We start from the raw sequence: 25,450 nt of genomic DNA on the forward strand, positions 1-25,450 counted from the left end.
ATGAAGCCGCAGCCGATGCGCCTCGGGGATCTGTCGGTGGGTTTCGTCCATAGTCTGGCCGACGCCGTGCGCAGCCACGACGTCGATCCGCTGCCTCTGCTTGAACAATATGGCCTTGATGCAGCGCGACTGGCCGAGGCCGGGGCGCGATTGTCGATCCCGCGTTACATGCGCCTGGGCCATGCGGCGATTCAACTCACCGGCGACCCGGCCCTGGGCCTGCGCATGGGCCGAATGATCCGCTTGAATCAAGCCGGTCTGGCCGGCATCACTGCGGCGCAAGCACCCACCGTGCGTGAAGCGGCCCGCTGCCTGACGCGCTTCGAGCCGCTTTACGGCTCGAACTATCGCGGGCAGTCCAGTTTTCATGAAGATGCCAACGGTGCCTGGTTGCGCTTCTACTCGATCAGCCCATACAACGCCTATAACCGCTTCGTGGTCGACTCGATCCTCGCCGGCTGGCTGCATCAGTTGTCGAGCCTTTGCGGCGAAACGTTGCGCGCAGAGAGAATCGAAATCGAATTCGAAGCGCCGGATTACCGCGACGCCTACACAATGCTCGGTGACTGCCCGATCCAGTTCAGCGCCGAGCGCAACCAACTGCGCCTGAGCCTGAGCAGCCTCGCCCTGCGCAACCCTGAACATTGCCCGAGCACCTGGCGACATCTGCTGCAATTGTGCGAGCGGGAGCTGGAACAACTGACCCGCACCCGCAGTTTGCGCGAGCGCATCACCCAATTGCTCGGCCCGCTGCTCAATGGCGGCCGCGAGCCGGATCTAGAAGAAGTCGCGGCACGCCTGAAACTGCCGACCTGGACCTTGCGGCGCAAGCTCACTGAGGAAGGCACGCAATTTCGCGCGATCCTCAATGACACACGCCGCGACCTGGCGATGACCTACATCCGCGACACCGAACTGGCATTCGGCGAAATCGCCTACCTGCTGGGCTTCGCCTCAGCTGAAGCCTTCCAGCGCGCATTCAAGCGCTGGAGCGGGCAGACGCCCGGCGAATCCCGACGAAATTACCGCTCGGGAGCCTGAAGCTCAGAGTTCCGTCGCGTCGTCAGCCGGCTCTGGTTGATCCAGTTCAAAGGCCTGGTATTCGAGCAGTTCTTCCTGATACTCATCCATCGTATGAATCCCCCAACTGCTCGCTATGAAAATGGCCTGATCAATCGACCTGTGCCCCGAGCATAAAGTGCCCGTGTGAAGGAAAAGTGAAACGCTGCCTTCATGAATAAAACGTAGCAGGTGGTTGGGGATTTATCGCGGCGATGATGCCGCAGGTGTGTTACCAGATTTTAAGCCAACCCGAAAACCACTGTGGGAGCGAGCCTGCTCGCGAAGCGGTGTGTCAGTCTAATCATCTGTCGACTGATACACCGCTTCGCGAGCAGGCTCGCTCCCACAGGGTTTCGCTTGGTTTCTTATTGGCCCGAAGCCGGCATCGCCGGAATCGGCTCGGATGGTGGCGGAATATCCGGGTTGGTCGGCGGAGTGATGGTTTCGCTGGCCGGCGCTGGCTCTTCCACGGGCGCTGGCGCAGGCGTAATCGGCGTCGACTCCGCTGGGGGCACCATCGGTTCGGAACTCACTGGCGCGGTTTCAACCGGGGCCGGTGCAGTTTCCGCAGCCGGCACGGGGACCGGTTCCGCTGCAGGTGTCGGCGCCAGAGGCGCAGGTGCAGGTGCCGCTTTTGGTTCTGGCACACCAAGATCGGTTTTCGGCTTTTCTTCGATGTGTGCAGCTTTCTTCGCATCGGCGGGCAGGAACTGCTCCACCAGCGTGAAGAAACGCTCGTAGAACTTCTGCGCAATGACCGTCTCACTGGCGACCTTGACCATCGAGTCGTCCGAGGAGCCGATCGGCATCGACACCGAGCCCAACACACCAACCCCGAGGCTGGCCGAGTTGTTGGTCTTCTTCAGCGCATAACGGTCCTGCAAGGCGTTGGCGAACACCGTCGCATGATGCCCGGCGCTGCCATCTTCGGCGCAGACCACGTTGAAGCTGATCTCGAGGTGCGTCTCGCCGGTCTGCTGGAAGCTCTTGTGCCCGCTGACCAGCTTCGGATCACTGCTGGTAATGATGTAGCCCTGACTGAGCAACGCGCGCCGGGCCGCTTCGCAACTGGCGGTGTCGGTTACCGGGTAATTGCGCGAAAAGGTGCCGGAGTCATCGAAGTTCTCATGCTCATAGATCGGCTTGTCCTTCGAACAACCGGCCACCGCAGTCAATAACAGCGCCAGCCCGACAACACGCATGGGAGTGGAAATCAACATTGAACATCCTGAGGGAAAACAGTCCGGGGCGTATTGTGCAACAGATCGTTGCCCCATGGCGCATGGAATAGTGTCAAGAATCGGTTACAACTTTACCGGTCATGGCCGTCAGGAAAAAGCCGCGTGGACAAATGATCGATCAACGCGCGCAATTTCGCCATGGCTTGTCGGCTCGACGGCCATAACACCCCAGAACCGACCGGCGTGTTCTAAAGCAAAAGAAAGGTAAAAACTCAAGATCAGGTCGGCTGCCAAGCCGCCTTCGCGAGCAGGCTCGCTCCCACAGAAAGGCAAAAGCAAAAGATCGCAGCCTTCGGCAGCTCCTACACAATGAGCGCAAGCTCGAGTGCTTCTGATCTTGCTTTTGATCCACCGGCGACGTCGGAAGGCTGAGTGGAGGGATTGATCCGGGCGTGGGAGCGCAGCGACCGTCTGGCGCAGCCAGACACAGCGGAAGGAGGTGCAGCGAAGCAAACCGGAGCCGCTGCGCCCGGATCGATCCCGCAGCGAAGGAACCCGAGCCTGCGAGGGCCGAACGTAGGAGCAAGCCTTTTTGGGTACTTTTTCGGCGTCTGGAAAAAGTGCCTCGCCGTAAGGGCGAAACCGCCAGCCGCCGCACCCGAAGAAACGGATATTCACCCAAACCACCCAGAGCATGGCCGGCCCAAAGGCCGCCACGCCCAAAAAACAAAAAAGCCCCGACCAACCAGGCCGGGGCTCCTTCAAACGTCAGTCAAAAGATCAGAACCGCTCGATCTTCGCCTCAGCTTCCAACTGCTTGCGATACGCCGCAAAGTCCTGCTGCCCTTCACGGGAAGCCAGGAAGCGACGATATTGCGCCTTCTCTTCATCAGTAGGCGCAGCAGCTTCGTTAACACCGTTGAGGCGCACCACCATCAGGCTGCCATCCGGCAAGGTAACGCTGGAGAACGTCGGCTTGTCCTTGGCAGCCGGCTTCGGCATACGGAACAGTGCCTGCAGCACAGCCGGATCAACCCCTTCCTGACCACGGGTGGCCGCTTCGGTGATCTTCCAGTTCTGACCGTCAATGGCCTTGTCCAGCGGCGCCTTGCCGTCGCGCAGATCAGCGATCAGCTTCTCGGCGCGGGTCTTGGCCTCGGCACTGGCGTGCTCCTTGGTCAACTGAGTGCGGATCGCCGCGCTGACGCTTTCCAGTGGCAATTGCGCAGGCTTGAGATGCTCCTTGGCCCGCAGCACGATCACGGTTTCCGGATCCAGCTCGATGGCGGTGCTGTTGGCACCTTCATCAATCACTTCCGGGCTGAACGCGGCAGTGACCACGGCACGGTTGGCTGCAACACCTTCGCCACCTTCACGGCCGAACGGTTTGGAAGTGTGCACGGTCAGTTTCAGATCCGCTGCTGGCTGCGCCAGGTCAGAAGCTTCGAACGCCGAGTCTTCCAGTTGCTTGGTCGCCTCAACAAAACGCTGCTCGACCTGAGCGGCTTTCAGCTCGCGGGTCAGCTTGTCTTTCAGGCTGGCCAGGGTCGGCACTTCAGGCGCTTCCACGCCCAACAGCTTGATCAGGTGATAACCGAAGTCGGTACGAATCGGCTCGGACACCTGGTCTTTCGACAAGGAGTACAGCGCTTTTTCGAAAGCCGGGTCGTAAACGCCAGGACCGGCATAACCAAGGTCACCACCATTGTTGGCGGAACCCGGATCCTGCGAGAACTCCTTGGCCAACGCTTCGAACTTCTCGCCCTTGGCCAGACGCGCCTGGACTTCGTCGATCTTCGCCTTTGCCTGCGCTTCGGTAGTCTTGTCGTTCACTTCGATGAGGATGTGCGCGGCACGACGCTGTTCCGACAGGTTGGCGATCTCTTTCTGGTAAGCCGCCTCAAGATCTTCATCCTTGACCGCAACCTGATCGAAGAACGACGATTTCTTCAGCTCGACGTAATCGATGATCACCTGATCCGGCGTCATGAATTCCTTGGCGTGCTCGTCGTAGTAAGCCTTGACCTCGTCATCGGTCAGCTTGACCGCAGCCGGGTCGGCCTTGACGTTAAGAGTGGCGAAATCACGGGTCTGTTTTTCCAGACGGGCAAAAGCCAGCACTTCGGCGTCGGTGACGAAACCGCTGCCGGCAACACCAGCGCGCAACTGGCCGATAAGCATTTCCTGAGCCAGCATCTGACGGAACTGCATGCGGCTGTAGCCCAGTTGACGGATCACCTGGTCGAAGCGCTCGGAGCTGAACTTGCCGTCGACCTGGAATTCAGGCGTCTGCAGGATCACTTGATCCAGCGCGGCTTCGGAGAACGAGAACTTCGCCTGTTCGGCGCCTTGCAGCAGCAACTTGCGGTCGATCAGGCCTTTGAGCGCCGATTCGCGGAGCATTTTTTCGTCGAGCAAGGACGCATCGAAGTCCTTGCCCAGTTGTTGCATCAGCTGACGGCGTTGCATATCAACGGCCTGGCTCAGCTCGTTCTGGCTGATTTCGTCACCGTTGACCTTGGCCGCCTCGTTCTTGTGAGTCGTGGCCTGGAAAATGGCATCGAAACCGGTCAGGGCCATCAGTGCAACGATGACCCCGATAATGGTCTTGGCAATCCAGCCTTGTGAATTGTCCCTGATATTTTGCAGCATGCGTCCCCCAGAAACGGTTGAACTTCAATTTAGGCAACCGTGGAGCGTGGGTAGAATCCGGATAGAAGAAAGGCGCATCCGAGGATGCGCCTTCTCGTAACTGGCGGAGCGGACAGGGCTCGAACCCTCGATCCCGGCGTTACAGGTGCCTGTTCCAGCCACCTGCTCTACCGCTCCGCTGCCAAGTCAGGCTTGACCCCGACCCGGATGGGTAAAAACCTGGAAACTCAGTTAACAGCTTCTTTCAGCGCTTTACCGGCTTTGAAACCTGGCTTCTTGGCAGCCGGGATTTCCAGAGACTTGCCAGTTTGCGGGTTGCGACCGGTACGAGCCGGACGGTCAGTCACGGAGAAAGTACCGAAACCAACCAGAACAACGGAGTCGCCAGCCTTCAGAGCGCCAGTGACGGATTCGATTACAGCGTCCAGCGCACGGCCAGCAGCAGCTTTCGGGATATCAGCGGATGCAGCGATAGCATCAATCAGTTCCGACTTGTTCACTCTAAGTCCCCTTATATCTATTTTGAGATGTTTCTAAGTTTTTTGGTGAAAGCAAAAACGAGTGCTGAATGGCCTACAGACACTTAAGAGCCGCTTTATAACAAGGGCTCTAAAATGCTGTCAAGGAAAGCCCCCCAGGCTAAAACGTATTAATGCGTGCTAATTCTTTCCTTGGCATCAGACTCGCGTTTTTCGTCCTTGGCAACTATCTCCGGAGCCACATCCGGCAAGGGCTCCGGCGCGTATTGCAGCGCAATTTGCAGGACCTCGTCAATCCATTTAACCGGCTTGATCTGCAGATCCTGCTTGATATTGTCAGGAATCTCCTTCAGATCGCGGACGTTTTCTTCCGGAATAATCACAATCTTGATTCCGCCGCGGTGAGCCGCCAGCAGTTTTTCTTTCAAACCGCCAATTGCCAGCACTTGCCCACGCAGAGTGATCTCACCGGTCATGGCGACATCGGCGCGCACCGGAATACCGGTCAATGCCGAAACCAACGCCGTGCACATACCGACGCCAGCACTTGGGCCGTCTTTCGGCGTAGCACCTTCCGGCATGTGAATGTGCGTGTCGCGCTTCTCGTGGAAGTCCAGCGGGATGCCCAGACTCTTGGCGCGGCTGCGCACAACGGTCTGTGCGGCAGTGATCGATTCGACCATCACATCACCCAGCGAACCGGTCTTGATCAGTTGACCTTTACCCGGAATCACTGCGGCTTCGATAGTCAGCAATTCACCGCCAACCTGAGTCCACGCCAGGCCAGTCACCTGCCCCACCTGATCCTGCTGCTCGGCCAGGCCGTAGCGGAACTTGCGCACGCCGAGGAAATGCTCGAGCAGGTCAGCTGTCACTTTTACCGAGAAGCGTTTTTCCAGCGCATGCTCTTTGACTGCCTTGCGGCAGACCTTGGCGATCTGTCGCTCGAGGCCCCGCACGCCCGCTTCACGGGTGTAATAACGGATGATGTCGCGAATCGCTTCCTCATCGAACTCCAGCTCGCCCTTCTTCAGACCATTGGCGGCGATCTGTTTCGGCGAGAGGTATTTCACAGCGATGTTGATCTTCTCGTCTTCGGTGTAACCCGGCAGACGGATGACTTCCATCCGGTCCAGCAGCGCTGGCGGGATGTTCATCGAGTTCGAGGTGCACAGGAACATCACATCGGACAGGTCGTAATCGACTTCAAGATAGTGATCGTTGAAGTTGTGGTTTTGCTCGGGATCGAGCACTTCCAGCAACGCCGAAGCCGGGTCGCCACGCATGTCGCTGCCCATCTTGTCGATTTCATCGAGCAGGAACAGCGGGTTGCGTACGCCCACTTTTGTCATCTTTTGAATCAATCTTCCCGGCATCGAACCAATGTAGGTCCGGCGGTGACCACGAATTTCCGCTTCGTCACGCACGCCGCCCAAGGCCATACGTACAAATTTGCGATTGGTGGCATGGGCAATCGATTCCGCCAGCGAGGTTTTACCCACACCTGGAGGACCGACCAGGCACAACACCGGACCACGGATTTTCTTCACGCGCTTCTGCACGGCGAGGTATTCAAGGATGCGCTCCTTGACCTCTTCGAGGCCGTAGTGATCGGCGTCGAGAATGTCTTCCGCACGGGCCAGGTCGAGGCGTACTTTGCTCTGCGCCTTCCACGGCACTTGCACCAGCCAGTCGATGTAGGAACGCACCACGGTGGCTTCAGCCGACATCGGCGACATCTGCTTGAGCTTGTTCAGCTCAGCGGTGGCCTTGGCCAGCGCATCTTTCGGCAGGCCGGCAGCATCGATGCGCTTTTTCAGCTCTTCGATTTCATTGTGGCCTTCGTCGCCGTCACCGAGTTCTTTCTGAATGGCCTTCATCTGCTCATTCAGGTAGTACTCGCGCTGGCTGCGCTCCATTTGCTTTTTGACGCGGCCGCGAATGCGTTTTTCAACCTGGAGCAGGTCGATTTCGGCATCCAGCAGTGCCAGCACGTGCTCGACACGGGCCGACAGATCGATGATCTCGAGGATTTCCTGCTTCTGCTCGATTTTCAGCGCCATGTGCGCGGCCATGGTGTCGACCAGACGACCGGGCTCATCGATGCTGTTGAGCGACGACAGGACTTCAGCCGGAACCTTCTTGCCCAGCTGGACGTATTGTTCAAACTGCGACAGCAGCGTGCGCACGAAGACTTCCGACTCGCGCTCGGCGGCGTCGACTTCTTCGATCAGAGAAACTTCGGCGCGGCAGTGGCCATCGACTTCGCTGAAGCGTTCGACGGTGCCACGCTGCTCGCCTTCGACCAGAACCTTGACAGTGCCATCAGGCAGCTTCAGCAGTTGCAGTACCGTGGCAATCGTACCTACGCGATAGAGAGCGTCTTCACCGGGATCATCGTCAGCCGGGTTTCGCTGGGCCAGCAGCAGAATCTGCTTGTCACCCGTCATCGCTGCCTCGAGGGCTTCGATGGATTTCTCGCGCCCCACGAACAGCGGGATAACCATGTGCGGATAAACCACGACATCACGCAATGGCAGGAGAGGCAATTCGATGGTTGTCTTCATGATTTCGCCTCTACGGCGGCCGTATGGCCGTAATCAGATGGAATTAAGCTTGAAACCAAGATGGGGGCTGCCTCGAAAAAAAACAAGCGCAAAGCGGGTGTAAAAATCGACATAAAAAAAAAGAGGCCCGAAGGCCCCTTCCTTGTTGCGGCGCGGTGGACGCTTACGCGTCCGGCGCTGCCTTGGCCGTCGGCTCACTGTTTTCGTAGATATACAGTGGCTTGGACTTGCCTTCGATCACGCTTTCATCGATCACGACTTTGCTCACCTCGGACTGCGAGGGGATTTCATACATCGTGTCGAGCAATACACCTTCGAGAATCGAACGCAGGCCACGGGCACCGGTTTTACGTTCCAGCGCACGCTTGGCGACCGATTTCAGCGCGTCGGAACGGAATTCCAGATCCACGCCTTCCATCTCGAACAGCTTGGCATACTGTTTGGTCAGAGCATTTTTCGGCTCGGTGAGGATTTGCATCAGCGCAGCCTCGTCGAGCTCATCCAGTGTCGCCAGGACCGGCAGACGACCGACGAATTCCGGGATCAGACCGAACTTGACCAGATCGTCAGGCTCGACTTCACGCAGGGATTCTCCAACCTTCTTACCCTCTTCCTTGCTGCGCACTTCGGCGTTAAAGCCGATGCCGCCTTTGGTGGAACGGTTCTGAATGACCTTTTCCAGGCCGGAGAACGCACCACCGCAGATGAACAGGATGTTACGGGTGTCGACCTGCAGGAATTCCTGCTGCGGATGCTTGCGGCCACCTTGCGGCGGTACCGAAGCGACCGTGCCTTCGATCAACTTGAGCAAGGCCTGCTGCACGCCTTCACCGGAAACATCGCGGGTGATCGACGGGTTGTCGGACTTGCGGGAAATCTTGTCGATTTCATCGATGTAGACAATGCCCATCTGGGCTTTCTCTACGTCGTAATCGCACTTCTGCAGCAGCTTCTGAATGATGTTCTCGACATCTTCACCCACGTAACCGGCCTCAGTGAGGGTGGTTGCGTCGGCAATGGTGAACGGAACGTTCAGCAAGCGGGCCAGTGTTTCAGCCAGCAGGGTTTTACCGGAGCCTGTCGGGCCGATCAGCAGGATGTTGCTCTTGCCGAGTTCGACGTCGTCAGCCTTTTTGTCACGCTGGTTCAGGCGCTTGTAGTGGTTGTACACCGCTACGGCCAAAACCTTTTTCGCACGCTCCTGACCAATGACGTACTGGTCAAGGATGCCGCTGATTTCTTTAGGCGAAGGCAATTTATGCGCGCTGCTTTCGGCCTGTGCTTCCTGCACCTCCTCGCGGATGATGTCATTGCACAGGTCGACGCACTCGTCGCAGATAAAGACCGAGGGGCCGGCAATCAATTTGCGCACTTCATGCTGGCTTTTGCCACAGAAGGAGCAATAGAGCAGCTTGCCGTTGTCCTCGCCGTTGCGGGTGTCAGTCATTCGTTCGATCCAAATCCGATAGGCTTGCAACACAAGATGAAGGCTATTGCGGGCTTTTTCAAGCCCGCCGCTGATCGGACATGCCGATCAGGCCTGTTTTGCGCTGCTTATATTAAGCTGGACGCTGGTTGATCACTTCGTCGATCAGGCCGTATTCCTTCGCAGCTTCGGCACTCATGAAGTTGTCGCGATTGGTATCGCGCTCGATTTCTTCCAGAGTACGGCCGCTGTGCTTGGCCATCAGCATGTTCAGACGCTCGCGGATGAAGAGGATTTCCTTGGCGTGGATTTCGATGTCCGACGCCTGGCCCTGGAAACCGCCCAGTGGCTGGTGAATCATCACGCGCGAGTTCGGCAGGCAGAAACGCTTGCCCGGTGCACCTGCGGTAAGCAGGAATGCGCCCATGCTGCACGCCTGACCGATGCAGGTGGTCGACACGTTCGGCTTGATGAACTGCATGGTGTCGTAGATCGACATGCCGGCAGTCACCGAACCGCCCGGCGAGTTGATGTACAGATGGATGTCCTTGTCCGGGTTTTCCGCTTCAAGGAACAGCAGTTGCGCACAGATCAGGTTGGCCATGTAGTCCTCTACCGGGCCCACCAGAAAGATCACTCGCTCCTTGAGCAGGCGCGAGTAGATGTCGTAGGCGCGTTCGCCACGAGCGGACTGCTCGACAACCATCGGGACCAGGCCGCCGGCGGCCTGGATATCAGAGTTCTGCTGAATATAAGAATTACGGAACATGCTCTGCAGTCGCTCCCAAATAGTTATGTCTTGAATACGCATAAGCCAGCTCGAGAGCTGGCTTATGGTGTGCACTTCTAACGCAAAATCAATCAGTCGGCTGCTGGAGCTTCTACCGGCTTGACTGCTTCTTCGTAGGAGACCGATTTGTCGGTCACACTAGCTTTCTGCAGAACAGTATCCACAACTTGTTCTTCCAGCACAACCGAACGCACTTCGTTCAGCTGCTGCTCGTTTTTGTAGTACCACGACACGACCTGCTCTGGCTCCTGGTAAGCGGAAGCCATTTCCTGAATCATTTCGCGAACGCGAGCTTCATCAGGCTTCAGATCGAACTGCTTGACCACTTCAGCAACGATCAGACCCAGCACGACGCGGCGCTTGGCTTGCTCTTCGAACAGCTCGGCCGGCAGTTGATCTGGCTTGATGTTGCCGCCGAACTGCTGAACAGCTTGCACGCGCAGACGGTCAACTTCGTTGGACAGCAGAGCCTTTGGCACTTCGATCGGGTTGGTGGCCAGCAGACCGTCCATTACCTGATTCTTGACCTTGGATTTGATTGCCTGACGCAGTTCACGCTCCATGTTCTTGCGAACTTCGGTGCGGAAGCCGTCGATGCCGCTTTCCTTGATGCCGAATTGAGCGAAGAACTCTTCGTTCAGCTCAGGCAGCTTAGGCTCGGATACAGTGTTGACGGTCACGGTGAACTCGGCGGTTTTGCCAGCCAGGTCCAGGTTCTGATAGTCCTCAGGGAAGGTCAGGTTCAGAACGCGTTCTTCGCCGGCTTTAGCGCCAACCAGGCCTTCTTCGAAGCCCGGGATCATGCGGCCGGAACCCAGCACCAGCTGAGTGCCCTTGGCGGAGCCGCCAGCGAACACTTCGCCGTCAACCTTGCCAACGAAATCGATGTTCAACTGGTCTTCGTTCTGGGCAGCACGGTCGGCCACTTCGAAACGGGTGTTCTGCTTGCGCAGGATGTCGAGCATCTTGTCCAGATCAGCGTCAGCCACTTCAGCGCTCAGACGCTCAACGGTGATGCCTTCGAAGCCAGCAACGGTGAACTCAGGGAAGACTTCGAATACAGCAACGTATTCCAGATCCTTGCCCGCTTCGAGCGACTTTGGCTCGATCGAAGGCGAACCGGCAGGGTTGAGCTTCTGCTCGACCACAGCTTCGTAGAAGGAAGACTGGATGACGTCGCCTACCGCTTCCTGACGCGCATCAGCACCGAAACGGCGCTTGATTTCGCTCATTGGCACTTTGCCTGGACGGAAGCCAGCAATTTTGGCCTTTTGGGCAGTCTGCTGCAGACGCTTGTTGACCTGAGTCTCGATGCGCTCTGCCGGCACGGTGACGCTCATGCGGCGCTCGAGAGCAGTAGTATTTTCAACAGAAACTTGCATGGATATTCCTCGTTGCACAGACGTTAGCCGGCCGTTTCCGACCCCAGAATCAAGGGCATGCATTCTAGTGGGTCAAACTCAAGAAGTCACCCTACTGGAAACGGGTAAAAAAACAGCAGGCAATTTATAGGGAGCGCCGCACGAATGCCGTGCACTCCACTGGCGAATACAAGCGATCACGTCAGGGCTCTGCAGCAACGCTTCTATATATAGAAGCAACTATCAAATCCGCCCCGACAGGTGTTCCAGCAAAACCGGAACGACGAGCAGTTCAGCGTCATCCGATCCTTTAAAAGCGATGAAGTGCCCTGCCCTGCGCCTCGAAATCGGCCATGGCCGGATTTCGAAACCGCTAAAACAAAAAAGGCGCCAGACTGTTAAATCTGGCGCCTTTCGAAATATGGGGTGGACGATGGGGATCGAACCCACGACAACGGGAGTCACAATCCCGTGCTCTACCAACTGAGCTACGCCCACCATATTGCGTAACAAAAAAGCCAAACAACTTCTTTGTCGAAACTTCATCAGGCCCTAGGCACAGATGAAGCTTTATTTGGTGCGGATGAAGAGACTCGAACTCTTACGCCTCGCGGCGCTGGAACCTAAATCCAGTGTGTCTACCAATTCCACCACATCCGCGGATGAAGCTTTTAAAGCAAAGGCGCCAGACCGTTAAATCTGGCGCCTTTCGAAATATGGGGTGGACGATGGGGATCGAACCCACGACAACGGGAGTCACAATCCCGTGCTCTACCAACTGAGCTACGCCCACCATATCGCGTTACTTGTGCCAAAGCTGCCTAATGGCGCACCCGGCAGGACTCGAACCTGCGACCATCCGCTTAGAAGGCGGATGCTCTATCCAGCTGAGCTACGGGCGCCTTGTTAATCTGTACTCTTAAAGGACTACAAACTAAGTGCTTTCCAGCGTCGCAGAACCTTGATTCCGCTTCACCTTCTTAACCAGTGCTAGGCTGTGCCCGACAAGTGCGACGAATAGTATAGAGGGCTCCAAAGGTCGTCAAATCCTTTTTGAAAAAAATTCATTTAATTAAAGGAGTTAGAGGAATTTGCTGACCAAGCGCCTTTGCCCTCACCGCTCGACATGCGAGAATGCGTTCTCATTTTTTCCCCTCTCGATGGTTAATCACGCGCAATGACTGCACAACTAATCGACGGCAAATCGATCGCCGCCAGCCTGCGCCAGCAGATCGCCCAACGAGTTGCCGAGCGTCGCCAGCAAGGCCTGCGCACGCCCGGCCTCGCGGTGATCCTGGTCGGCAGCGATCCTGCCTCTCAGGTTTATGTCTCGCACAAGCGTAAAGACTGTGAAGAGGTTGGCTTCCTCTCTCAAGCCTACGACCTGCCCTCCGACACCACTCAGGACGCCCTGACCGATCTGATCGATCGCCTCAACGACGATCCGGCTATCGACGGCGTTCTCCTGCAGTTGCCTCTGCCCGAACACCTCGACGCGTCCAAGCTGCTGGAACGCATCCGCCCGGACAAAGACGTCGACGGTTTCCATCCGTACAACGTCGGCCGCCTGGCCCAGCGTATTCCGCTGCTGCGCCCATGCACCCCGAAAGGCATCATGACCTTGCTGGAAAGCACTGGCGCTGATCTTTACGGGATGGACGCGGTAGTCGTGGGCGCCTCCAATATCGTCGGTCGCCCGATGGCCATGGAATTGCTGCTGGCCGGCTGCACCGTCACTGTGACTCACCGCTTCACCAAGGATCTGGCGGGCCACGTCGGCCGCGCTGATCTGGTGGTCGTCGCCGCCGGCAAGCCGGGCCTGGTCAAGGGCGAGTGGATCAAGGAAGGCGCGATCGTGATCGACGTCGGCATCAACCGTCAGGACGACGGCAAACTGGTCGGTGATGTCGTTTACGAAACCGCCCTGCCCCGCGCCGGCTGGATCACCCCGGTACCGGGCGGCGTTGGCCCGATGACCCGCGCCTGCCTGCTGGAAAACACGCTCTACGCCGCAGAAACCCTGCACGTCTGACCGGGTTTTTACGCCGCATCAGAACCCTGCCTCGTGCGGGGTTTTTCTTGCCTGAGAAAAAACTTCAACCGTTCGCCGGAAACCGCTCTTTTTACAGGCCTTTTCACGAGATTTTCAGGTCTTACAAACAACCATCGACAGTTCTTCAGCCATACTCCTAAAATGCGCCGGTTTTGAGAAATAACCCGTTACAAACTAACGGTATATCCAACCTTTTAGAGTTCGCCCGCGTGAAAATTCGTCTCTCGATTCTGAGCCTGTTGTTTGCTGTTACAGGCACATTCATCACGCCAACGATCAACGCTGCGGAAACCACCGCTGCTCCACGTGACGCTTCGACATTGAAGATCGCTTCCGGCAGCGCCCTGCTCATGGATATGCAGACCAACAAAGTCATTTATTCCAGCAATCCTGACGTGATCGTACCGATCGCTTCCGTCAGCAAGCTGATGACTGGCCTTGTCGTGGTGGAAGCTCGACAGAACATGGACGAATGGATCGATGTCGACATCAGGAACACTCCGGAAATGAAGGGTGTGTTCTCCCGAGTCAAACTCAAGAGTGAGCTGCCGCGCCGCGAGATGCTGCTGATCGCCTTGATGTCTTCGGAAAACCGCGCCGCCGCCAGCCTCGCGCACCACTATCCGGGTGGCTACGCTGCTTTTATTGCGGCAATGAACGCCAAGGCCAAGGCGCTGGGCATGACCAGCACGCACTTTGTCGAGCCGACCGGCCTGTCAGAGCGCAACGTTTCCACCGCCCGCGACCTGAGCAAATTGCTGGTGGCCGCGCACAAGCAACCGCTTCTGGTGCAACTGACCACCACCAAGGAAAAGACCGTGGCGTTCCGCAAGCCCAACTACACCTTGGGCTTCCGCAATACCGACCACTTGGTCAATAAGGCCGATTGGGACATCAAGATTACCAAGACCGGTTTTACCAACCCGGCCGGCCATTGCCTGGTGCTGGTGACGAAGATGGGCAACCGTCCGGTCGCCCTCGTGATTCTCGATGCGTTCGGCAAATACACGCATTTTGCCGACGCCAGCCGTATCCGCAGCTGGGTGGAAACCGGGCGCAGCGCCAACGTGCCTGCCGTGGCACAGCAATACAAAGCCGACAAGAACCTCAAGAGCCGTCAGAGCGGCGTGGTCGAAGCGGCAAAGTAGATCCGGCAATCATGAAAAAGCCCCGAATGTTCGGGGCTTTTTTTCGTCTGCGCGTCAGTCGTTGGGCAGTGGCATCTTGTCGTCATCAGGAATGCCATCGCCCGAGCTCGGCTCTGGCGAAACGTCCGGCGTCAGCACATTTGGCCGCGCCATCGGGTCGCGCATCGGGCTGTCCGGGTCCAGCACCGGATCAACCTCCGGCTCCGGCGTGGTCGGTACGCTGTCAGGTTTGTGGTCATCGAAGCTTGAATCGGTACTCATACGCACCTCACATCAAGGTTTCAGATCGGCTAACGGATCATAGGGCTTGGCCGGTTTCTTCGGATCTTCACCGGGCTCGACATCCTGCGGGGCCTTAGCCGGACCGACCGGATCAACTTGCGGATCCTCGAGGTCCGGCGAATCCGGATCGAAGCCCAGATCATCGCCCGAGGAATGTTCGGACGAGTGTGGGCCTTTCGGGGTTTGGGAATCTGCCATGTTGCCTCCTTGATTCACCCGCGAAGCACGGGCATTAATCTTCAGAGGCCGGCCCGGCGCAGTCGTGCCCGGCAGATGACGAACGGAGGTTTATTGCGCCGCCAGAGCCTTTCGCGCCTGCGCCGCAGCGTTTTCTTCACCGGCCTGGGCCAGTTCATCGGCGGCTTTCAGCCAAAGGGAGCGGTCGACGGCAGCCGGGATCTGCGACGGTTTCTGAATCAGGATCGCCCAGCCACCGGCCTTTTCGAGCGCTGCTTGAAAGCTGCCGAAATCCATCAACTGCCGACGATTCATGCCGGCGCGCAGCAGGACCTTCTGTTTGTTGCGGTCGTAGCCGGACAGGATCGCGTAACGCGGCTCGGCCCAGAATGCCGAACCTTCACTGAAACGCACCATGACCGGGTAGCCCGCCGCGACCTGGGTCAGCAAGGCTGGCAGCTGGCTGTCGAGCGGATAAACCACCAGGCCATATTCGCGGGCGAGGTTCTGCATGTTCTGCTGCAGCTTGTCCTCAGCCCCCGGCAAGTGCAGCGGTTTTTCCAGAAGGCCCGGGGTGATGACGATGCCTTGTTGCGACAGCAGACTGGCCAGCACCTGTGGCCCACTCTGGTTGGCTTCGCCACGATAGAAGGTGCCGCTGAGTTCAACTCGCTCTGGCAAGCGTTTGACTTCTGGCGCTACGTTGCCCGCACATCCGCTCAGCACCACCGCGCAAGCGCCGGCAAGCAACGCTCCGCGCACTCGAGAAAATACCTGCACCATCAATCACTCTCTTCCAGACGCCGGTCATCGTGTTCCGGCAACGCCAGCGATCATAGAGCCGCACCCGCCAGAGGTATAGCCTTAAACGGCAGAGCGGGCGATTGCATAGAGCAAACTGATTGGTCACTAACGACCTTTGGTCAATAGCTTGAAACACCCCATTGACTAGACTGTCACTGAAATAGAGCGAATTGCGAAAAGCGAGCGCCCGACGCAGGGCGAAGAGGAGGCACCAATGAGCCTGACCATGACCATCGTAATGTTGATAGCCGGCTGGCTGGCCGTGGCGACTGCCATGTTGTGGGGTGTGCTGCGGATTTCGCGGCGGCATCATCCGGTGCAGACGATGCCGGTTGAGGAAACAGAGAAGCATCCAGTGCGGCACGCTGCTGCGCATTGAAGATCAAGAGCCCCTCACCCTAGCCCTCTCCCGGAGGGAGAGGGAACTGACCGGCCCCCTCTCCCTCGGGAGAGGGCTGGGCGGGCGGCGTTCCGATGAGGGGCAAGCTCTAAACCACACCCCCCAACATCAAAGCGAAAAAAAACCGCCTGAGCTCAACAGCCCAGGCGGTTTTTTGTGTTCTCAGCGATTACGCCTGCTGAACAACCTTCTTCTGCTTCGCCCGGCGCGACAGCATGTTCAACACTTCGATACCGGCCGAGAACGCCATGGCCGCGTACACATAACCTTTCGGAACATGGGCGCCGAAGCCTTCGGCGATCAGCGTCATGCCGATCATGATCAGGAAGCCCAGCGCCAGCATGACCACGGTCGGGTTGTCGTTGATGAACTTGGCCAGCGGATCAGCCGCCAGCAGCATCACCAGCACCGACACCACCACCGCGATGATCATGATCGGCAAGTGTTCGGTCATGCCGACAGCGGTAATGATGCTGTCGATCGAGAACACCATGTCGAGCATCAGGATCTGACCGATGGCCGCGGCAAAACCCAGGGTTACGGTCGAAGTCGCGGTCTTCGGGTCTTCCGGCGACGGGTCCATGCTGTGATGGATCTCGGTCGTGGCCTTCCACACCAGGAACAGGCCACCGGCGATCAGGATCATGTCCTTCCAGGAGAACGCCTGGCCAAGGATTTCGATCACAGGCTCGGTCAACTGCACGATGAACGCGATGGTGCTCAACAGGGCCAGACGCAGAATCAGGGCCATGCCGATACCGATACGACGCGCCTTCTGCCGATGCTGTTCGGGCAATTTGTTGGTCAGGATCGAAATAAAGATCAGGTTATCGATGCCGAGCACGATTTCCATTACCACCAGTGTGGCCAAAGCAACCCAAGCGGTGGGGCTGGCGGCGAGTTCTAACAGATATTCCATGGGTCAGTCCTGACTCTGTGTAAGACGGTTTAGATGGTCTTGGAGGAAGATTCGGATTCTTCCGCTTGTTTTTCCGGTGTTTCTTTTTTCTCGATCAAACCACCAGTGGCATCGCTGAGCGCTTGCTCAGCGGCTTTATGGGTGTCGTCGATTGCTTGTTTGGCGGTTTCAGCCGCCGCGCCCATCAGTTGTTGGGCGCTTTTTTCCGCCTGATCACAACCGGCCAGAACCAGTAAAGACGCAAACATCACTGCGGGAAATGTGTATTTCATAAGGTTTCCTTCGAATGAACAGACAGGCGCACACACCGGCCGTCGATGGCTGGGCATTCTAGGGAGATGAACACTTCAGGAAAATTCGTATTTTTAGCGGCTATACTTCGGTTTTCACGAAGTGGCCATCACTATGCTCAATTACCGACAACTGCATTACTTCTGGGTTGTAGCCAAAACCGGCAGCATCGTCCGGGCGTGCGAGCAGCTGAACCTGACGCCACAGACGATCAGCGGACAGATTTCACTGCTCGAACAAACCTATGGCGTGGAATTGTTTCGCCGGGTTGGCCGACAGCTGGAGCTCACGGAAGCCGGGCGCCAGGCCCTGCCCTACGCCGAGCAGATGTTTCAACTGGGCGGCGAGCTGGAGCTGATGCTGCGAGCGCAGCCCAACGAGCAGCAGATCCTCTTTCGCGTCGGCGTGGCCGACGTGGTGCCCAAATCCATTGTTTATCGCCTGATCGCGCCGACCATGGAATTGAGCGAGCCGCTGCGCATCACCTGTCGCGAAGACAAACTCGAACGTCTGCTCGCTGATCTGGCCATCCAGCGTCTGGATCTGGTGATTTCCGACAGCCCGATGCCTTCGCATCTGGACATCAAAGGCTACAGCCAGAAGCTCGGTGAGTGCGGGATCAGCTTCTTCGCCACCGCCGAACTTGCCGCGCAGTATGGCCAGGATTTCCCGCGCAGCCTGCACGGCGCACCGTTGCTGATTCCCGGCGCGGAAACCGTGGTGCGCAGCCGTTTGCAGCGCTGGTTCGCCGAACAGCAGATCCAGCCGCAGATTGTCGGCGAGTTCGATGACAGTGCTTTGATGCAGGCCTTCGGCCAATCCGGCAGCGGGATTTTTATTGGCCCGAGCGTGATTGCCGAGGAAGTGAAGCGCCAGTACGGCGTCGAGTTGATCGGCCAGACCGACGCCGTGAGCGAGTCGTTCTATGCCATCTCGGTGGAGCGCAAGGTCAAGCACCCTGGCATCGTAGCGATTACCGAGGGCGCCCGACGCGAGCTGTTTACCGGGTTATGAAGCGCAGACTTCACGCGGCTTCAGCGTCATCAGCACCATGGCGAGGAACACCGAAAGCAAAATGAAGCCGGCAGCGGCAAAGCCGAGAAAGCCCAGCCCGGCACTGTCGATCACCCGGCCGCCGACCATCGCGCCCAGGCCGATGCCGAGATTGGCTCCGGCGATGTTCAGCGACGCGGCGAAGGCCGGCGCTTCCGGCGCGGCTTTCATCAGGCGCACATGGCTGACCAGGAACAACGCCGCCTGGGTCACGCCCCAAATGCCCATCGCCACCGCCAGGCCGACTGGCGAATGAATGTTCGGCACCAGCGAGACCATGCCCGCGATCATGAACGCACAGAACAACACCGACGCCCCCAGCGGATGCCGATCCACCGCACGCCCGCCAAGCGAGTTGCCGATCAGCCCGACTGCGCCAAACGCCATCAGGCACCAGCCGACCACGGTGCCGTTGAATCCGGCAAGTCGTTCGAGGATGTCGGCAAGGTAGGTGTAAGCGGTGAACATGCCGCTGAACACCAGAATCGACAACAAGATATGGCCGAGCATCAGCGGGCTGCGCAGGATCTTGAACTGCGAACGGAAGCTGACCTGATGCTGGTGCAGACTGGTTTTCGGCAGGTAGACAAACAGCAGCAAGGCTTTGGCAAACGCGATCAACGCCAGAATGCCGAAGGCGCTGCGCCAGCCGAACGCGTCGGAAATCAGCGTACCGACCGGAATGCCGAACACCGTAGCGCAGACGATGCCGAAACCGATCTTGGCGATGGCGCGGCCGGCGAAATCCGGGCCGACGATATCCACCGCCGTCTCGCTGGCCAAGGCCCAGAACACCGGCAAACCCAACGCCGGAATCAGACGCGCGATGGCCATCACCCAGATATTCGGCGCCAACGCTGCAACGGTATTGGCCAGACCGAACATGATCAGAATGCTGATGAACAGTTTGCGCCGTTCGAATCGGGCGAAATACGCGGTCAGAAACGGGCCGAACAGCGCCACGGTAAAGGCGAACAAGGTCACCAGCAGCCCGGCTTGCGGGATGCTGACTTCGAGGTCTCGGGCGATCGCCGGCAACAGGCCGACAATGACGAATTCCGTGGTCAGCACCGTGAACCCGGCGGCGGACAACAGAAGAATAGGCAACAGCATGCGCAACTCCAGCAAAACGACGACACCAGCGATGACCCGGAGGCCCGCTGGCAGAACTTGAAAATGAGGATGGCGAAGCTTAACAGACTGCGTCCGCACTGAGTTGCCCAAAACTGCCGATCTGCCGGGCCGATCCGGTGGCAGATCGGCACAGGCCTGAAGGTTCACGCCTAGGCTGTGATAAAGTCCGCGCCCTGAAAATCGTACAGCCGTTCAACGTGCCGTTTGGCGGCGTTGATGTCACTTCGACAGGCGTTTCGTGACTGCCCACGACGCTTCGCACCCTATAAAAAACAGAGATGCCGCTATGACCGCTTCATCCCCTTCGTTACTGCAACGCCTGAAACGCCTGAGTCTGGTCAGCCAAATCGTCATTGGTCTGATCGCCGGTATTGCCCTGGCCCTGATTGCACCGGAGCTGGCGAAGTCCACCGCGTTCATCGGCAAGGTGTTTGTCTCGGCGTTGAAAGCCGTGGCGCCGATTCTGGTGTTCGTGCTGGTGATGGCCTCGATCGCCAACCACAAGCACGGCCAGGAAACCCACATCCGGCCGATCCTGTTCCTCTACCTGCTGGGCACTTTCGCCGCAGCGGTGGTGGCCGTGGTTGCCAGCATGAGCTTTCCGTCGAATCTGGTGCTTTCGACGGAAAACGTTGCGGTCACTGCGCCCGGCGGCATCAGTGAGGTGCTGCAAAGCCTGTTGCTGAGCGTCGTCGACAACCCGGTCAGCGCGCTGATGAATGCCAACTTCATCGGCATTCTGGCCTGGGCGATCGGTATGGGCATTGCCATCCGGCATGCCGGCGACACCACCCGCGAGGTGCTGGGTGACTTGTCCAACGGCGTCACCGTGATCGTCCGTGTGGTCATTCGCTTCGCGCCGCTGGGCATCTTCGGCCTGGTCGCGTCGACACTGGCCACCTCCGGTTTCGGCGCGCTGCTCGGCTACGCGCACCTGCTGGCGGTGCTGCTGGGCTGCATGCTGTTCGTCGCGCTGGTGATGAACCCGCTGATCGTGTTCTGGAAGCTGCGCCGCAATCCGTACCCGCTGACCCTGATGTGCCTGCGTGAAAGCGGCATTACCGCGTTCTTCACCCGCAGCTCGGCGGCGAACATTCCGGTCAACCTGGAATTGAGCAAGCGCCTGGGCCTGCACGAAGACACCTACTCGGTATCGATCCCGCTGGGTGCGACCATCAACATGGCCGGTGCGGCGATCACCATTACCGTGCTGACCCTGGCGGCGGTGCACACCTTGGGCATCGCTGTGGACATTCCGACCGCAATCCTGCTCAGCGTCGTCGCAGCCATTTGCGCGTGTGGTGCCTCGGGTGTGGCCGGTGGTTCGCTGCTGCTGATTCCGCTGGCGTGCAGCCTGTTCGGCATCCCGAGCGAGATTGCCATGCAGGTCGTGGCGGTGGGCTTCATTATTGGCGTGCTGCAGGATTCGGCGGAGACCGCGCTAAACTCGTCGACTGACGTGCTGTTTACAGCGGCGGCTTGCCTGGGCGAGGAAGAAAAAGCTCAGCGTACGGCGTAACCGCCTTACCTTGTGGGAGCGAGCCTGCTCGCGAAAGGGGCGAGACATTCAGTATTAATATCGCCTGATACGCCGCATTCGCGAGCAGGCTCGCTCCCACAGAAAAACAAAAGCCCGCCAAGGCGCGAACCTTGGCGGGCTTTTCGTATCCGGGCGTTTAGAACGCGCCCATGTAATCGCGCTTGCCCACTTCAACGCCGTTATGACGCAGCAGCGCGTAGGTGGTGGTGACGTGGAAGAAGAACTGCGGCAAGCCGTAAGTCAGCAGATACGCCTGACCACTGAAGCGCTTCTCTTTCGGCGTGCCCGGACGGGTCACGATTTCGATGCCTTCCTTGCCGTCGATCTGCTCTGGCTTGATCTCGCCAATGAAGGCCAGAACCTTGGTGATCAGCGCTTGCAGTTCGGCAAAGGTAGTTTCAGTGTCGTCGTACTTCGGCAGTTCGACTTCGGCCAGACGCGCCGACACGCCTTTGGCGAAATCCACGGCGATCTGCACCTGACGCACCAGTGGGAACATGTCCGGGTACAGACGCGCTTGCAGGAAAACGCTCTGGTCGATGTTTTTCGCGCTGGCGTGGGCTTCGGCCTTTTTCAGCACATCGCTCAGGGCGTTGAGCATTTGTTGAAAAACCGGGACGGATGCGGCGTACAGTGAAATGGTCATGGCAGTCTCATGTGATGGCTGGGTAATACGTGGTGGCGATTATAGCCATGCTTGATGAGCACACGGCTTGCCTTTTGTTTGGCAAGGATTAGGCTAGGCGGCTTCGACTGCAGAGGGAACGCGCGATGAGCAACGAACAAGAATCCACCTCCGAACAGCCACGGTTAAATGCCACGGAAATCCGCATTCTCGGTGCGCTGATCGAAAAACAGGCCACCAGCCCGGAAACCTATCCGCTGACCCTCAACGCGCTGGTGCTGGCCTGCAATCAGAAAACCAGTCGCGAGCCGGTGATGAACCTCAATCAGGGTCAGGTCGGGCAGAGCCTGCGGGCGCTGGAAGGTCGTGGGTTTACCCGGCTGGTCATGGGCAGCCGCGCCGACCGCTGGGAGCACAAGGTCGACAAGGCGCTGGAACTGGTGCCGGCACAGGTGATTCTGACGGGTTTGATGTTTCTGCGCGGCCCGCAGACCGTCAACGAACTGCTGACCCGCAGCGGGCGCATGCACGAGTTCGAGGACGCCGAGCAGGTAGTTCATCAGCTTGAACGGCTGATCGCACGCGGTCTGGCGGTATTGATTCCGCGTCAGGCCGGGCAGCGTGAGGATCGCTACACCCACGCCTTGGGCGATCCGGCGGATATCGAGGCAATATTGGCGGCGCGGCAAAATCCTGGGGAGCGCTCGAGCGCTGGCGTTTCCCTGGAGCGTATCGAAGAACTGGAAGCGCGGATCGCAGCACTGGAAGAACGCCTGGCCCGCCTCGAATAATCGCAACAGAACCTCTGTGGGAGCGAGCCTGCTCGCGAAAGCGTAGTGTCAGTCACCACGATCTTGGATGACCCGCCGCCTTCGCGAGCAGGCTCGCTCCCACAGGGTCTGCGCGATATTCAGCAGCCCGCATCACTCCCCATCCCAATAATCCACCCCATCCACCTGCCGCGCGACAGCGACAAAGCCCGAGGCCTTGCCCTCGGCATCCACCGTGAAATTATCCATCACCGCATACTTGTTCGAATCCGGATACTCGCAGATCTCCGGCTGCTGCTGAGTGCTGATCGCCAGATAACGCAGCTCATCCGCGCTGGTATTGATGATCTGATGCGCCTTCTCGGGTCCGCCCGGTGGGCAGGCGATCACATCACCGGCGCGGATCGGAAAACGCTCACCTCCCAACCGCACCTCGCCCTCCCCGGCCACCACGTAGAACATCTCCTCATTGACCCGATGGCTGTGGAATGGACTACCGCGCATGCCTGCTGGCAGCGCGTACAGACGGTAACCGAGTTTCTGCGCACCGAGTTGCTGGCCGATCCGCGCGAAACGCTGCAGATAACGACCGGCGGTGTCGCCTTCAGGGGCCAGGGCTTCGGGAAGGGCTTCGAGTTCGACCTCGTTGAGATTGAGGATGGGCGGATGCATGGGCGGCCTCGGTTATGGTTTTTGTGGTGGGCAGGTCTGTGCGTGCTGGCGAGGATTATAGATAGTGATCCAGAACCGCAGCGCGGCCTTCGCGAGCAGGCTCGCTCCCACATTCAATCGCATTCCAGCTCAACCTGCGGGAGCGAGCCTGCTCGCGAAGAGGCCAGCCCAGCCACTAAAAGATCAATCAGCTACGCGCAAAATCCACCGCCGCCGCAAACTGCGCCTCATTCGGCCGCACCCCGGTGTACAGCACAAACTGCTCCAGCGCCTGGATCGCTATCACTTCCAGCCCGGTGATCACTCGCTTGCCCTCGGCCCGCGCCCGCACAATCAGCGGCGTCTCCGAAGGGATCGCCACCACGTCGAATACAGTCTCAGCCGCCATGATCACTTCAGGCTCGAACGCCAGTTGCCCCGCCTCCGGCCCGCCGTCCATGCCTACCGGGGTGACATTGATCAGCATCTGCGGGCGCTCGTCACCCAGCTCGGCCTGCCAGCGATAACCCAGCGAATCCGCCAGGGCGCGGCCGGCCCGCTCGTTACGGGCGACAATCAAACCGTTCTTGTAGCCACCATCGCGCAGGGCGCTGGCCACCGCTTTGGCCATGCCGCCGCTGCCGCGCAGGGCGAAGGTGGAATCCTTCGGCACCGCGTTGCTTTCCAGCAATTGCGCGACGGCGATGTAATCGGTGTTGTAGGCCTTGAGGTGGCCGCCAGTGTTGACGATGGTGTTGATCGACTGGATCGCCGCCGCCGACGCATCCAGCTCATCGACCAGCGCAATGCAGGCTTCCTTGAACGGCATGGACACGCCGCAGCCACGAATGCCCAGTGCCCGGATGCCGCCGACCGCGCCGGTCAGGTCCTGGCTGCTGAACGCCTTGTAGTAGAAGTTCAGGCCCAGCTGTTCATACAAATGGTTGTGAAAACGCAGACCGAAATTCCCCGGCCGCCCGGACAGGGACATGCACAATTGGGTGTCTTTGTTCGGGTTCATCTGCATGAAACTTCTCCTTCAAACGCACTTTCGGATGGACGGGATTGGCCAGCCCACCGGGTTCTGAATCATCATTTGGGCTTGTTTGTGGCGCCGCGTAGCCGGGTAAAGAAGCCGGTACAGACCTTACACAAAATTTACCCAGCGGCTGTGCTGAATTTCGCAAATTTGCTGTCTTAGCTGTATCCCCGCGACAACTGTGGGCCTGACTCAGGCCGCGGCGCCGGGTCGAAGAACCGAGGACTTATCATGATTCGTAAACTTCCCATCATGGCTTTGTTGATTGGCGCACTCGCCGTCACCGGCCAGGCTGAAGCGGGTGGTGGCCATGGCTGGCAGGGCCCTGCAGTGTTTGGCGCGATCGTCGGCTCGGCCATCATCGGCTCGGCACTGATCAACCAGGATCGGCCGGTGTACGTGCAGCAGCAGCCGGTTTATGTACAGCCGCAACCGGTCTACGTGCAGCAACCGCCGCCACCGGTCTATTACCAGCCGGCGCCGGTGTATGTACAACAACCGGTCTACGTGCAGCCGGCCCCCGTCTATTACGGCCCGCCTCGTGGTTATTACGGTCGCCCCCACGGCTACTACGGCGGCCCGCATGGCTACTACGGCGGTCCACGCTGGTAAGCGCAACACAGAGCCCTGTTTTCAAGCGGGGCTTTTTTATGACCGCTGGTCGGCCAACGTCTGAAAAAATCTCGCCAAGGTCGCTGTGAGGACAGTCCGAGCAGCTAAAGTCGGCATGATGGAATCGACCGTAGAGATTTTTTTCATCAAACGGTCACCGCTTTGTCATGACGGAACCGCAATCTGAATCCGTCCGTAAACAACAGATCGATAACAACAAGGACGACTGTATGCCCACACAAAACCCGCACCGCATCGTCGGTCTGTGCACCTCGAACAAGGTGTACAGCGCGCTCACCGAGCTCAAGCACCTGGAAGGCCATCGCTGCGCCAAGCTGCTGTCCCTGCTCGCCGAGAACCTCGTGCACAAGGGCCTGCTCAATGAGCGCGAAGTCATGCACATGCTCGATCAAGTGGTCGAATGACGCCAGACC

Annotated in this window: 25 protein-coding genes and 4 tRNA genes; 9 read left to right on the forward strand and 20 right to left on the reverse strand. The window is 58.6% G+C overall.

Going from position 1 to position 25,450, the window contains the following annotated elements; genetic code table 11:
• Window positions 1-1,041 carry an AraC family transcriptional regulator gene (locus PSH90_RS17030; protein ID WP_056788764.1) on the forward strand — a complete coding sequence of 347 codons (1,041 nt, stop codon included), beginning with the start codon at window positions 1-3 and terminating at the stop codon, window positions 1,039-1,041.
• A 386-nt stretch (window positions 1,042-1,427) separates the two neighbouring features.
• Here PSH90_RS17030 and PSH90_RS17035 read toward each other — a convergent pair whose 3' ends face one another.
• The 11 genes from PSH90_RS17035 to PSH90_RS17090 all read right to left on the reverse strand — a co-directional run bounded on the left by PSH90_RS17035 (window position 1,428) and on the right by PSH90_RS17090 (window position 12,420).
• Entirely contained in the window at window positions 1,428-2,282 is an 855-nt protein-coding gene (locus PSH90_RS17035; RefSeq protein ID WP_252886453.1) for a DUF2242 domain-containing protein, read from the reverse strand.
• A gap of 741 nt (window positions 2,283-3,023) precedes the next feature.
• Window positions 3,024-4,895 (reverse strand): SurA N-terminal domain-containing protein, encoded by a 1,872-nt coding sequence (locus PSH90_RS17045; protein WP_236168547.1) that lies wholly within the window; start codon window positions 4,893-4,895, stop codon window positions 3,024-3,026.
• A gap of 227 nt (window positions 4,896-5,122) precedes the next feature.
• Window positions 5,123-5,395 carry an HU family DNA-binding protein gene (locus PSH90_RS17050; RefSeq protein WP_016775333.1) on the reverse strand — a complete coding sequence of 91 codons (273 nt, stop codon included), beginning with the start codon at window positions 5,393-5,395 and terminating at the stop codon, window positions 5,123-5,125.
• A 149-nt stretch (window positions 5,396-5,544) separates the two neighbouring features.
• Window positions 5,545-7,941, reverse strand: coding sequence for an endopeptidase La (gene lon, locus PSH90_RS17055; RefSeq protein WP_016775334.1), 2,397 nt, complete (start codon window positions 7,939-7,941; stop codon window positions 5,545-5,547).
• 163 nt (window positions 7,942-8,104) lie between these two features.
• The gene (gene clpX, locus PSH90_RS17060) at window positions 8,105-9,388 is read right to left on the reverse strand and encodes an ATP-dependent Clp protease ATP-binding subunit ClpX (protein WP_016775335.1); all 1,284 of its coding nucleotides are present in this window, start codon (window positions 9,386-9,388) and stop codon (window positions 8,105-8,107) included.
• Between the two features lie 112 nt (window positions 9,389-9,500).
• Window positions 9,501-10,136, reverse strand: coding sequence for an ATP-dependent Clp endopeptidase proteolytic subunit ClpP (clpP, locus tag PSH90_RS17065; protein ID WP_016775336.1), 636 nt, complete (start codon window positions 10,134-10,136; stop codon window positions 9,501-9,503).
• Window positions 10,137-10,228: 92 nt separating this feature from the next.
• On the reverse strand, window positions 10,229-11,539 hold the full coding sequence (gene tig, locus PSH90_RS17070) for a trigger factor (RefSeq protein WP_016775337.1): 1,311 nt from the start codon (window positions 11,537-11,539) through the stop codon (window positions 10,229-10,231).
• A 401-nt stretch (window positions 11,540-11,940) separates the two neighbouring features.
• Window positions 11,941-12,016 (reverse strand) — tRNA-His (locus tag PSH90_RS17075).
• Window positions 12,017-12,093: 77 nt separating this feature from the next.
• Window positions 12,094-12,178, reverse strand: a tRNA-Leu gene (locus tag PSH90_RS17080).
• Between the two features lie 57 nt (window positions 12,179-12,235).
• A tRNA-His gene (locus tag PSH90_RS17085) sits at window positions 12,236-12,311 on the reverse strand.
• Between the two features lie 32 nt (window positions 12,312-12,343).
• A tRNA-Arg gene (locus tag PSH90_RS17090) sits at window positions 12,344-12,420 on the reverse strand.
• A 275-nt stretch (window positions 12,421-12,695) separates the two neighbouring features.
• Here PSH90_RS17090 and folD point away from each other — a divergent pair.
• Together folD and pbpG are read left to right on the forward strand one after the other, a co-directional pair.
• Complete coding sequence (gene folD / locus PSH90_RS17095) at window positions 12,696-13,550, forward strand: bifunctional methylenetetrahydrofolate dehydrogenase/methenyltetrahydrofolate cyclohydrolase FolD (protein WP_016775338.1); 855 nt, start codon at window positions 12,696-12,698, stop codon at window positions 13,548-13,550.
• A gap of 230 nt (window positions 13,551-13,780) precedes the next feature.
• The gene (gene pbpG / locus PSH90_RS17100) at window positions 13,781-14,719 is read left to right on the forward strand and encodes a D-alanyl-D-alanine endopeptidase (protein ID WP_095182110.1); all 939 of its coding nucleotides are present in this window, start codon (window positions 13,781-13,783) and stop codon (window positions 14,717-14,719) included.
• Between the two features lie 54 nt (window positions 14,720-14,773).
• On the opposite strand, the gene PSH90_RS17105 is transcribed toward pbpG, so the two are convergent.
• The 3 genes from PSH90_RS17105 to PSH90_RS17115 all read right to left on the reverse strand — a co-directional run bounded on the left by PSH90_RS17105 (window position 14,774) and on the right by PSH90_RS17115 (window position 15,961).
• Window positions 14,774-14,980 carry a hypothetical protein gene (locus PSH90_RS17105; protein ID WP_041477156.1) on the reverse strand — a complete coding sequence of 69 codons (207 nt, stop codon included), beginning with the start codon at window positions 14,978-14,980 and terminating at the stop codon, window positions 14,774-14,776.
• Between the two features lie 12 nt (window positions 14,981-14,992).
• Window positions 14,993-15,199: a DUF6021 family protein gene (locus PSH90_RS17110; protein ID WP_056788754.1), complete on the reverse strand. Its 207-nt coding sequence runs from the start codon at window positions 15,197-15,199 to the stop codon at window positions 14,993-14,995.
• Between the two features lie 90 nt (window positions 15,200-15,289).
• Window positions 15,290-15,961, reverse strand: coding sequence for a peptidase C39 family protein (locus tag PSH90_RS17115; RefSeq protein ID WP_305381124.1), 672 nt, complete (start codon window positions 15,959-15,961; stop codon window positions 15,290-15,292).
• A gap of 235 nt (window positions 15,962-16,196) precedes the next feature.
• On the opposite strand from PSH90_RS17115, the gene PSH90_RS17120 reads away from it, so the two are divergent.
• Window positions 16,197-16,361 (forward strand): hypothetical protein, encoded by a 165-nt coding sequence (locus tag PSH90_RS17120; protein ID WP_252867897.1) that lies wholly within the window; start codon window positions 16,197-16,199, stop codon window positions 16,359-16,361.
• A gap of 190 nt (window positions 16,362-16,551) precedes the next feature.
• Here the strand turns inward: PSH90_RS17120 and PSH90_RS17125 are convergent, their stop codons facing one another.
• Complete coding sequence (locus PSH90_RS17125) at window positions 16,552-17,301, reverse strand: TerC family protein (protein WP_056788748.1); 750 nt, start codon at window positions 17,299-17,301, stop codon at window positions 16,552-16,554.
• A gap of 29 nt (window positions 17,302-17,330) precedes the next feature.
• Window positions 17,331-17,573: a hypothetical protein gene (locus PSH90_RS17130; RefSeq protein ID WP_024013465.1), complete on the reverse strand. Its 243-nt coding sequence runs from the start codon at window positions 17,571-17,573 to the stop codon at window positions 17,331-17,333.
• Between the two features lie 133 nt (window positions 17,574-17,706).
• Between PSH90_RS17130 and nhaR the strand changes: the two genes are divergently transcribed.
• Window positions 17,707-18,606 (forward strand): transcriptional activator NhaR, encoded by a 900-nt coding sequence (gene nhaR, locus PSH90_RS17135; protein WP_016775345.1) that lies wholly within the window; start codon window positions 17,707-17,709, stop codon window positions 18,604-18,606.
• Here nhaR and PSH90_RS17140 read toward each other — a convergent pair.
• Window positions 18,601-19,758 carry an MFS transporter gene (locus PSH90_RS17140; RefSeq protein WP_024013467.1) on the reverse strand — a complete coding sequence of 386 codons (1,158 nt, stop codon included), beginning with the start codon at window positions 19,756-19,758 and terminating at the stop codon, window positions 18,601-18,603. The two genes, nhaR and PSH90_RS17140, sit on opposite strands and share 6 nt — an antisense overlap.
• 307 nt (window positions 19,759-20,065) lie before the next feature.
• On the opposite strand from PSH90_RS17140, the gene sstT reads away from it, so the two are divergent.
• Window positions 20,066-21,298, forward strand: coding sequence for a serine/threonine transporter SstT (sstT, locus tag PSH90_RS17145; protein WP_095182114.1), 1,233 nt, complete (start codon window positions 20,066-20,068; stop codon window positions 21,296-21,298).
• Window positions 21,299-21,455: 157 nt separating this feature from the next.
• On the opposite strand, the gene PSH90_RS17150 is transcribed toward sstT, so the two are convergent.
• Window positions 21,456-21,965 (reverse strand): DUF1993 family protein, encoded by a 510-nt coding sequence (locus tag PSH90_RS17150; RefSeq protein ID WP_041477165.1) that lies wholly within the window; start codon window positions 21,963-21,965, stop codon window positions 21,456-21,458.
• 125 nt (window positions 21,966-22,090) lie between these two features.
• Between PSH90_RS17150 and PSH90_RS17155 the strand changes: the two genes are divergently transcribed.
• Window positions 22,091-22,735 (forward strand): YceH family protein, encoded by a 645-nt coding sequence (locus tag PSH90_RS17155; RefSeq protein ID WP_041477166.1) that lies wholly within the window; start codon window positions 22,091-22,093, stop codon window positions 22,733-22,735.
• 132 nt (window positions 22,736-22,867) lie between these two features.
• On the opposite strand, the gene PSH90_RS17160 is transcribed toward PSH90_RS17155, so the two are convergent.
• Together PSH90_RS17160 and PSH90_RS17165 are read right to left on the reverse strand one after the other, a co-directional pair.
• Window positions 22,868-23,386, reverse strand: coding sequence for a cupin domain-containing protein (locus PSH90_RS17160; RefSeq protein WP_252876595.1), 519 nt, complete (start codon window positions 23,384-23,386; stop codon window positions 22,868-22,870).
• Between the two features lie 187 nt (window positions 23,387-23,573).
• The gene (locus tag PSH90_RS17165) at window positions 23,574-24,392 is read right to left on the reverse strand and encodes a shikimate 5-dehydrogenase (RefSeq protein ID WP_305381125.1); all 819 of its coding nucleotides are present in this window, start codon (window positions 24,390-24,392) and stop codon (window positions 23,574-23,576) included.
• 243 nt (window positions 24,393-24,635) lie between these two features.
• Here PSH90_RS17165 and PSH90_RS17170 point away from each other — a divergent pair, with 243 nt between their 5' ends.
• Both PSH90_RS17170 and PSH90_RS17175 read left to right on the forward strand, forming a co-directional pair.
• Window positions 24,636-25,016: a hypothetical protein gene (locus PSH90_RS17170; RefSeq protein ID WP_024013471.1), complete on the forward strand. Its 381-nt coding sequence runs from the start codon at window positions 24,636-24,638 to the stop codon at window positions 25,014-25,016.
• 230 nt (window positions 25,017-25,246) lie between these two features.
• Window positions 25,247-25,441 (forward strand): hypothetical protein, encoded by a 195-nt coding sequence (locus PSH90_RS17175; protein WP_056789862.1) that lies wholly within the window; start codon window positions 25,247-25,249, stop codon window positions 25,439-25,441.
• Window positions 25,442-25,450: the final 9 nt, after the last annotated feature.

The organism is Pseudomonas sp. FP1762, assembly GCF_030687105.1.
Lineage (GTDB): Bacteria > Pseudomonadota > Gammaproteobacteria > Pseudomonadales > Pseudomonadaceae > Aquipseudomonas > Aquipseudomonas siliginis.

What these genes read in the sequence shown, in the direction of transcription:
- folD (WP_016775338.1), top strand. Translation starts at nt 12,696, where the DNA reads ATGACTGCACAACTAATCGACGGCAAATCGATCGCCGCCAGCCTGCGC.
- nhaR (WP_016775345.1), top strand. Translation starts at nt 17,707, where the DNA reads ATGCTCAATTACCGACAACTGCATTACTTCTGGGTTGTAGCCAAAACC.
- PSH90_RS17115 (WP_305381124.1), bottom strand. Translation starts at nt 15,961, where the DNA reads ATGGTGCAGGTATTTTCTCGAGTGCGCGGAGCGTTGCTTGCCGGCGCT.
- PSH90_RS17170 (WP_024013471.1), top strand. Translation starts at nt 24,636, where the DNA reads ATGATTCGTAAACTTCCCATCATGGCTTTGTTGATTGGCGCACTCGCC.
- PSH90_RS17160 (WP_252876595.1), bottom strand. Translation starts at nt 23,386, where the DNA reads ATGCATCCGCCCATCCTCAATCTCAACGAGGTCGAACTCGAAGCCCTT.
- lon (WP_016775334.1), bottom strand. Translation starts at nt 7,941, where the DNA reads ATGAAGACAACCATCGAATTGCCTCTCCTGCCATTGCGTGATGTCGTG.
- sstT (WP_095182114.1), top strand. Translation starts at nt 20,066, where the DNA reads ATGACCGCTTCATCCCCTTCGTTACTGCAACGCCTGAAACGCCTGAGT.
- PSH90_RS17125 (WP_056788748.1), bottom strand. Translation starts at nt 17,301, where the DNA reads ATGGAATATCTGTTAGAACTCGCCGCCAGCCCCACCGCTTGGGTTGCT.
- PSH90_RS17105 (WP_041477156.1), bottom strand. Translation starts at nt 14,980, where the DNA reads ATGAGTACCGATTCAAGCTTCGATGACCACAAACCTGACAGCGTACCG.
- PSH90_RS17155 (WP_041477166.1), top strand. Translation starts at nt 22,091, where the DNA reads ATGAGCAACGAACAAGAATCCACCTCCGAACAGCCACGGTTAAATGCC.
- PSH90_RS17150 (WP_041477165.1), bottom strand. Translation starts at nt 21,965, where the DNA reads ATGACCATTTCACTGTACGCCGCATCCGTCCCGGTTTTTCAACAAATG.
- clpP (WP_016775336.1), bottom strand. Translation starts at nt 10,136, where the DNA reads ATGTTCCGTAATTCTTATATTCAGCAGAACTCTGATATCCAGGCCGCC.
- PSH90_RS17165 (WP_305381125.1), bottom strand. Translation starts at nt 24,392, where the DNA reads ATGCAGATGAACCCGAACAAAGACACCCAATTGTGCATGTCCCTGTCC.
- PSH90_RS17110 (WP_056788754.1), bottom strand. Translation starts at nt 15,199, where the DNA reads ATGGCAGATTCCCAAACCCCGAAAGGCCCACACTCGTCCGAACATTCC.
- PSH90_RS17030 (WP_056788764.1), top strand. Translation starts at nt 1, where the DNA reads ATGAAGCCGCAGCCGATGCGCCTCGGGGATCTGTCGGTGGGTTTCGTC.
- clpX (WP_016775335.1), bottom strand. Translation starts at nt 9,388, where the DNA reads ATGACTGACACCCGCAACGGCGAGGACAACGGCAAGCTGCTCTATTGC.
- PSH90_RS17140 (WP_024013467.1), bottom strand. Translation starts at nt 19,758, where the DNA reads ATGCTGTTGCCTATTCTTCTGTTGTCCGCCGCCGGGTTCACGGTGCTG.
- PSH90_RS17035 (WP_252886453.1), bottom strand. Translation starts at nt 2,282, where the DNA reads ATGTTGATTTCCACTCCCATGCGTGTTGTCGGGCTGGCGCTGTTATTG.
- tig (WP_016775337.1), bottom strand. Translation starts at nt 11,539, where the DNA reads ATGCAAGTTTCTGTTGAAAATACTACTGCTCTCGAGCGCCGCATGAGC.
- PSH90_RS17130 (WP_024013465.1), bottom strand. Translation starts at nt 17,573, where the DNA reads ATGAAATACACATTTCCCGCAGTGATGTTTGCGTCTTTACTGGTTCTG.
- PSH90_RS17120 (WP_252867897.1), top strand. Translation starts at nt 16,197, where the DNA reads ATGAGCCTGACCATGACCATCGTAATGTTGATAGCCGGCTGGCTGGCC.
- PSH90_RS17175 (WP_056789862.1), top strand. Translation starts at nt 25,247, where the DNA reads ATGCCCACACAAAACCCGCACCGCATCGTCGGTCTGTGCACCTCGAAC.
- PSH90_RS17045 (WP_236168547.1), bottom strand. Translation starts at nt 4,895, where the DNA reads ATGCTGCAAAATATCAGGGACAATTCACAAGGCTGGATTGCCAAGACC.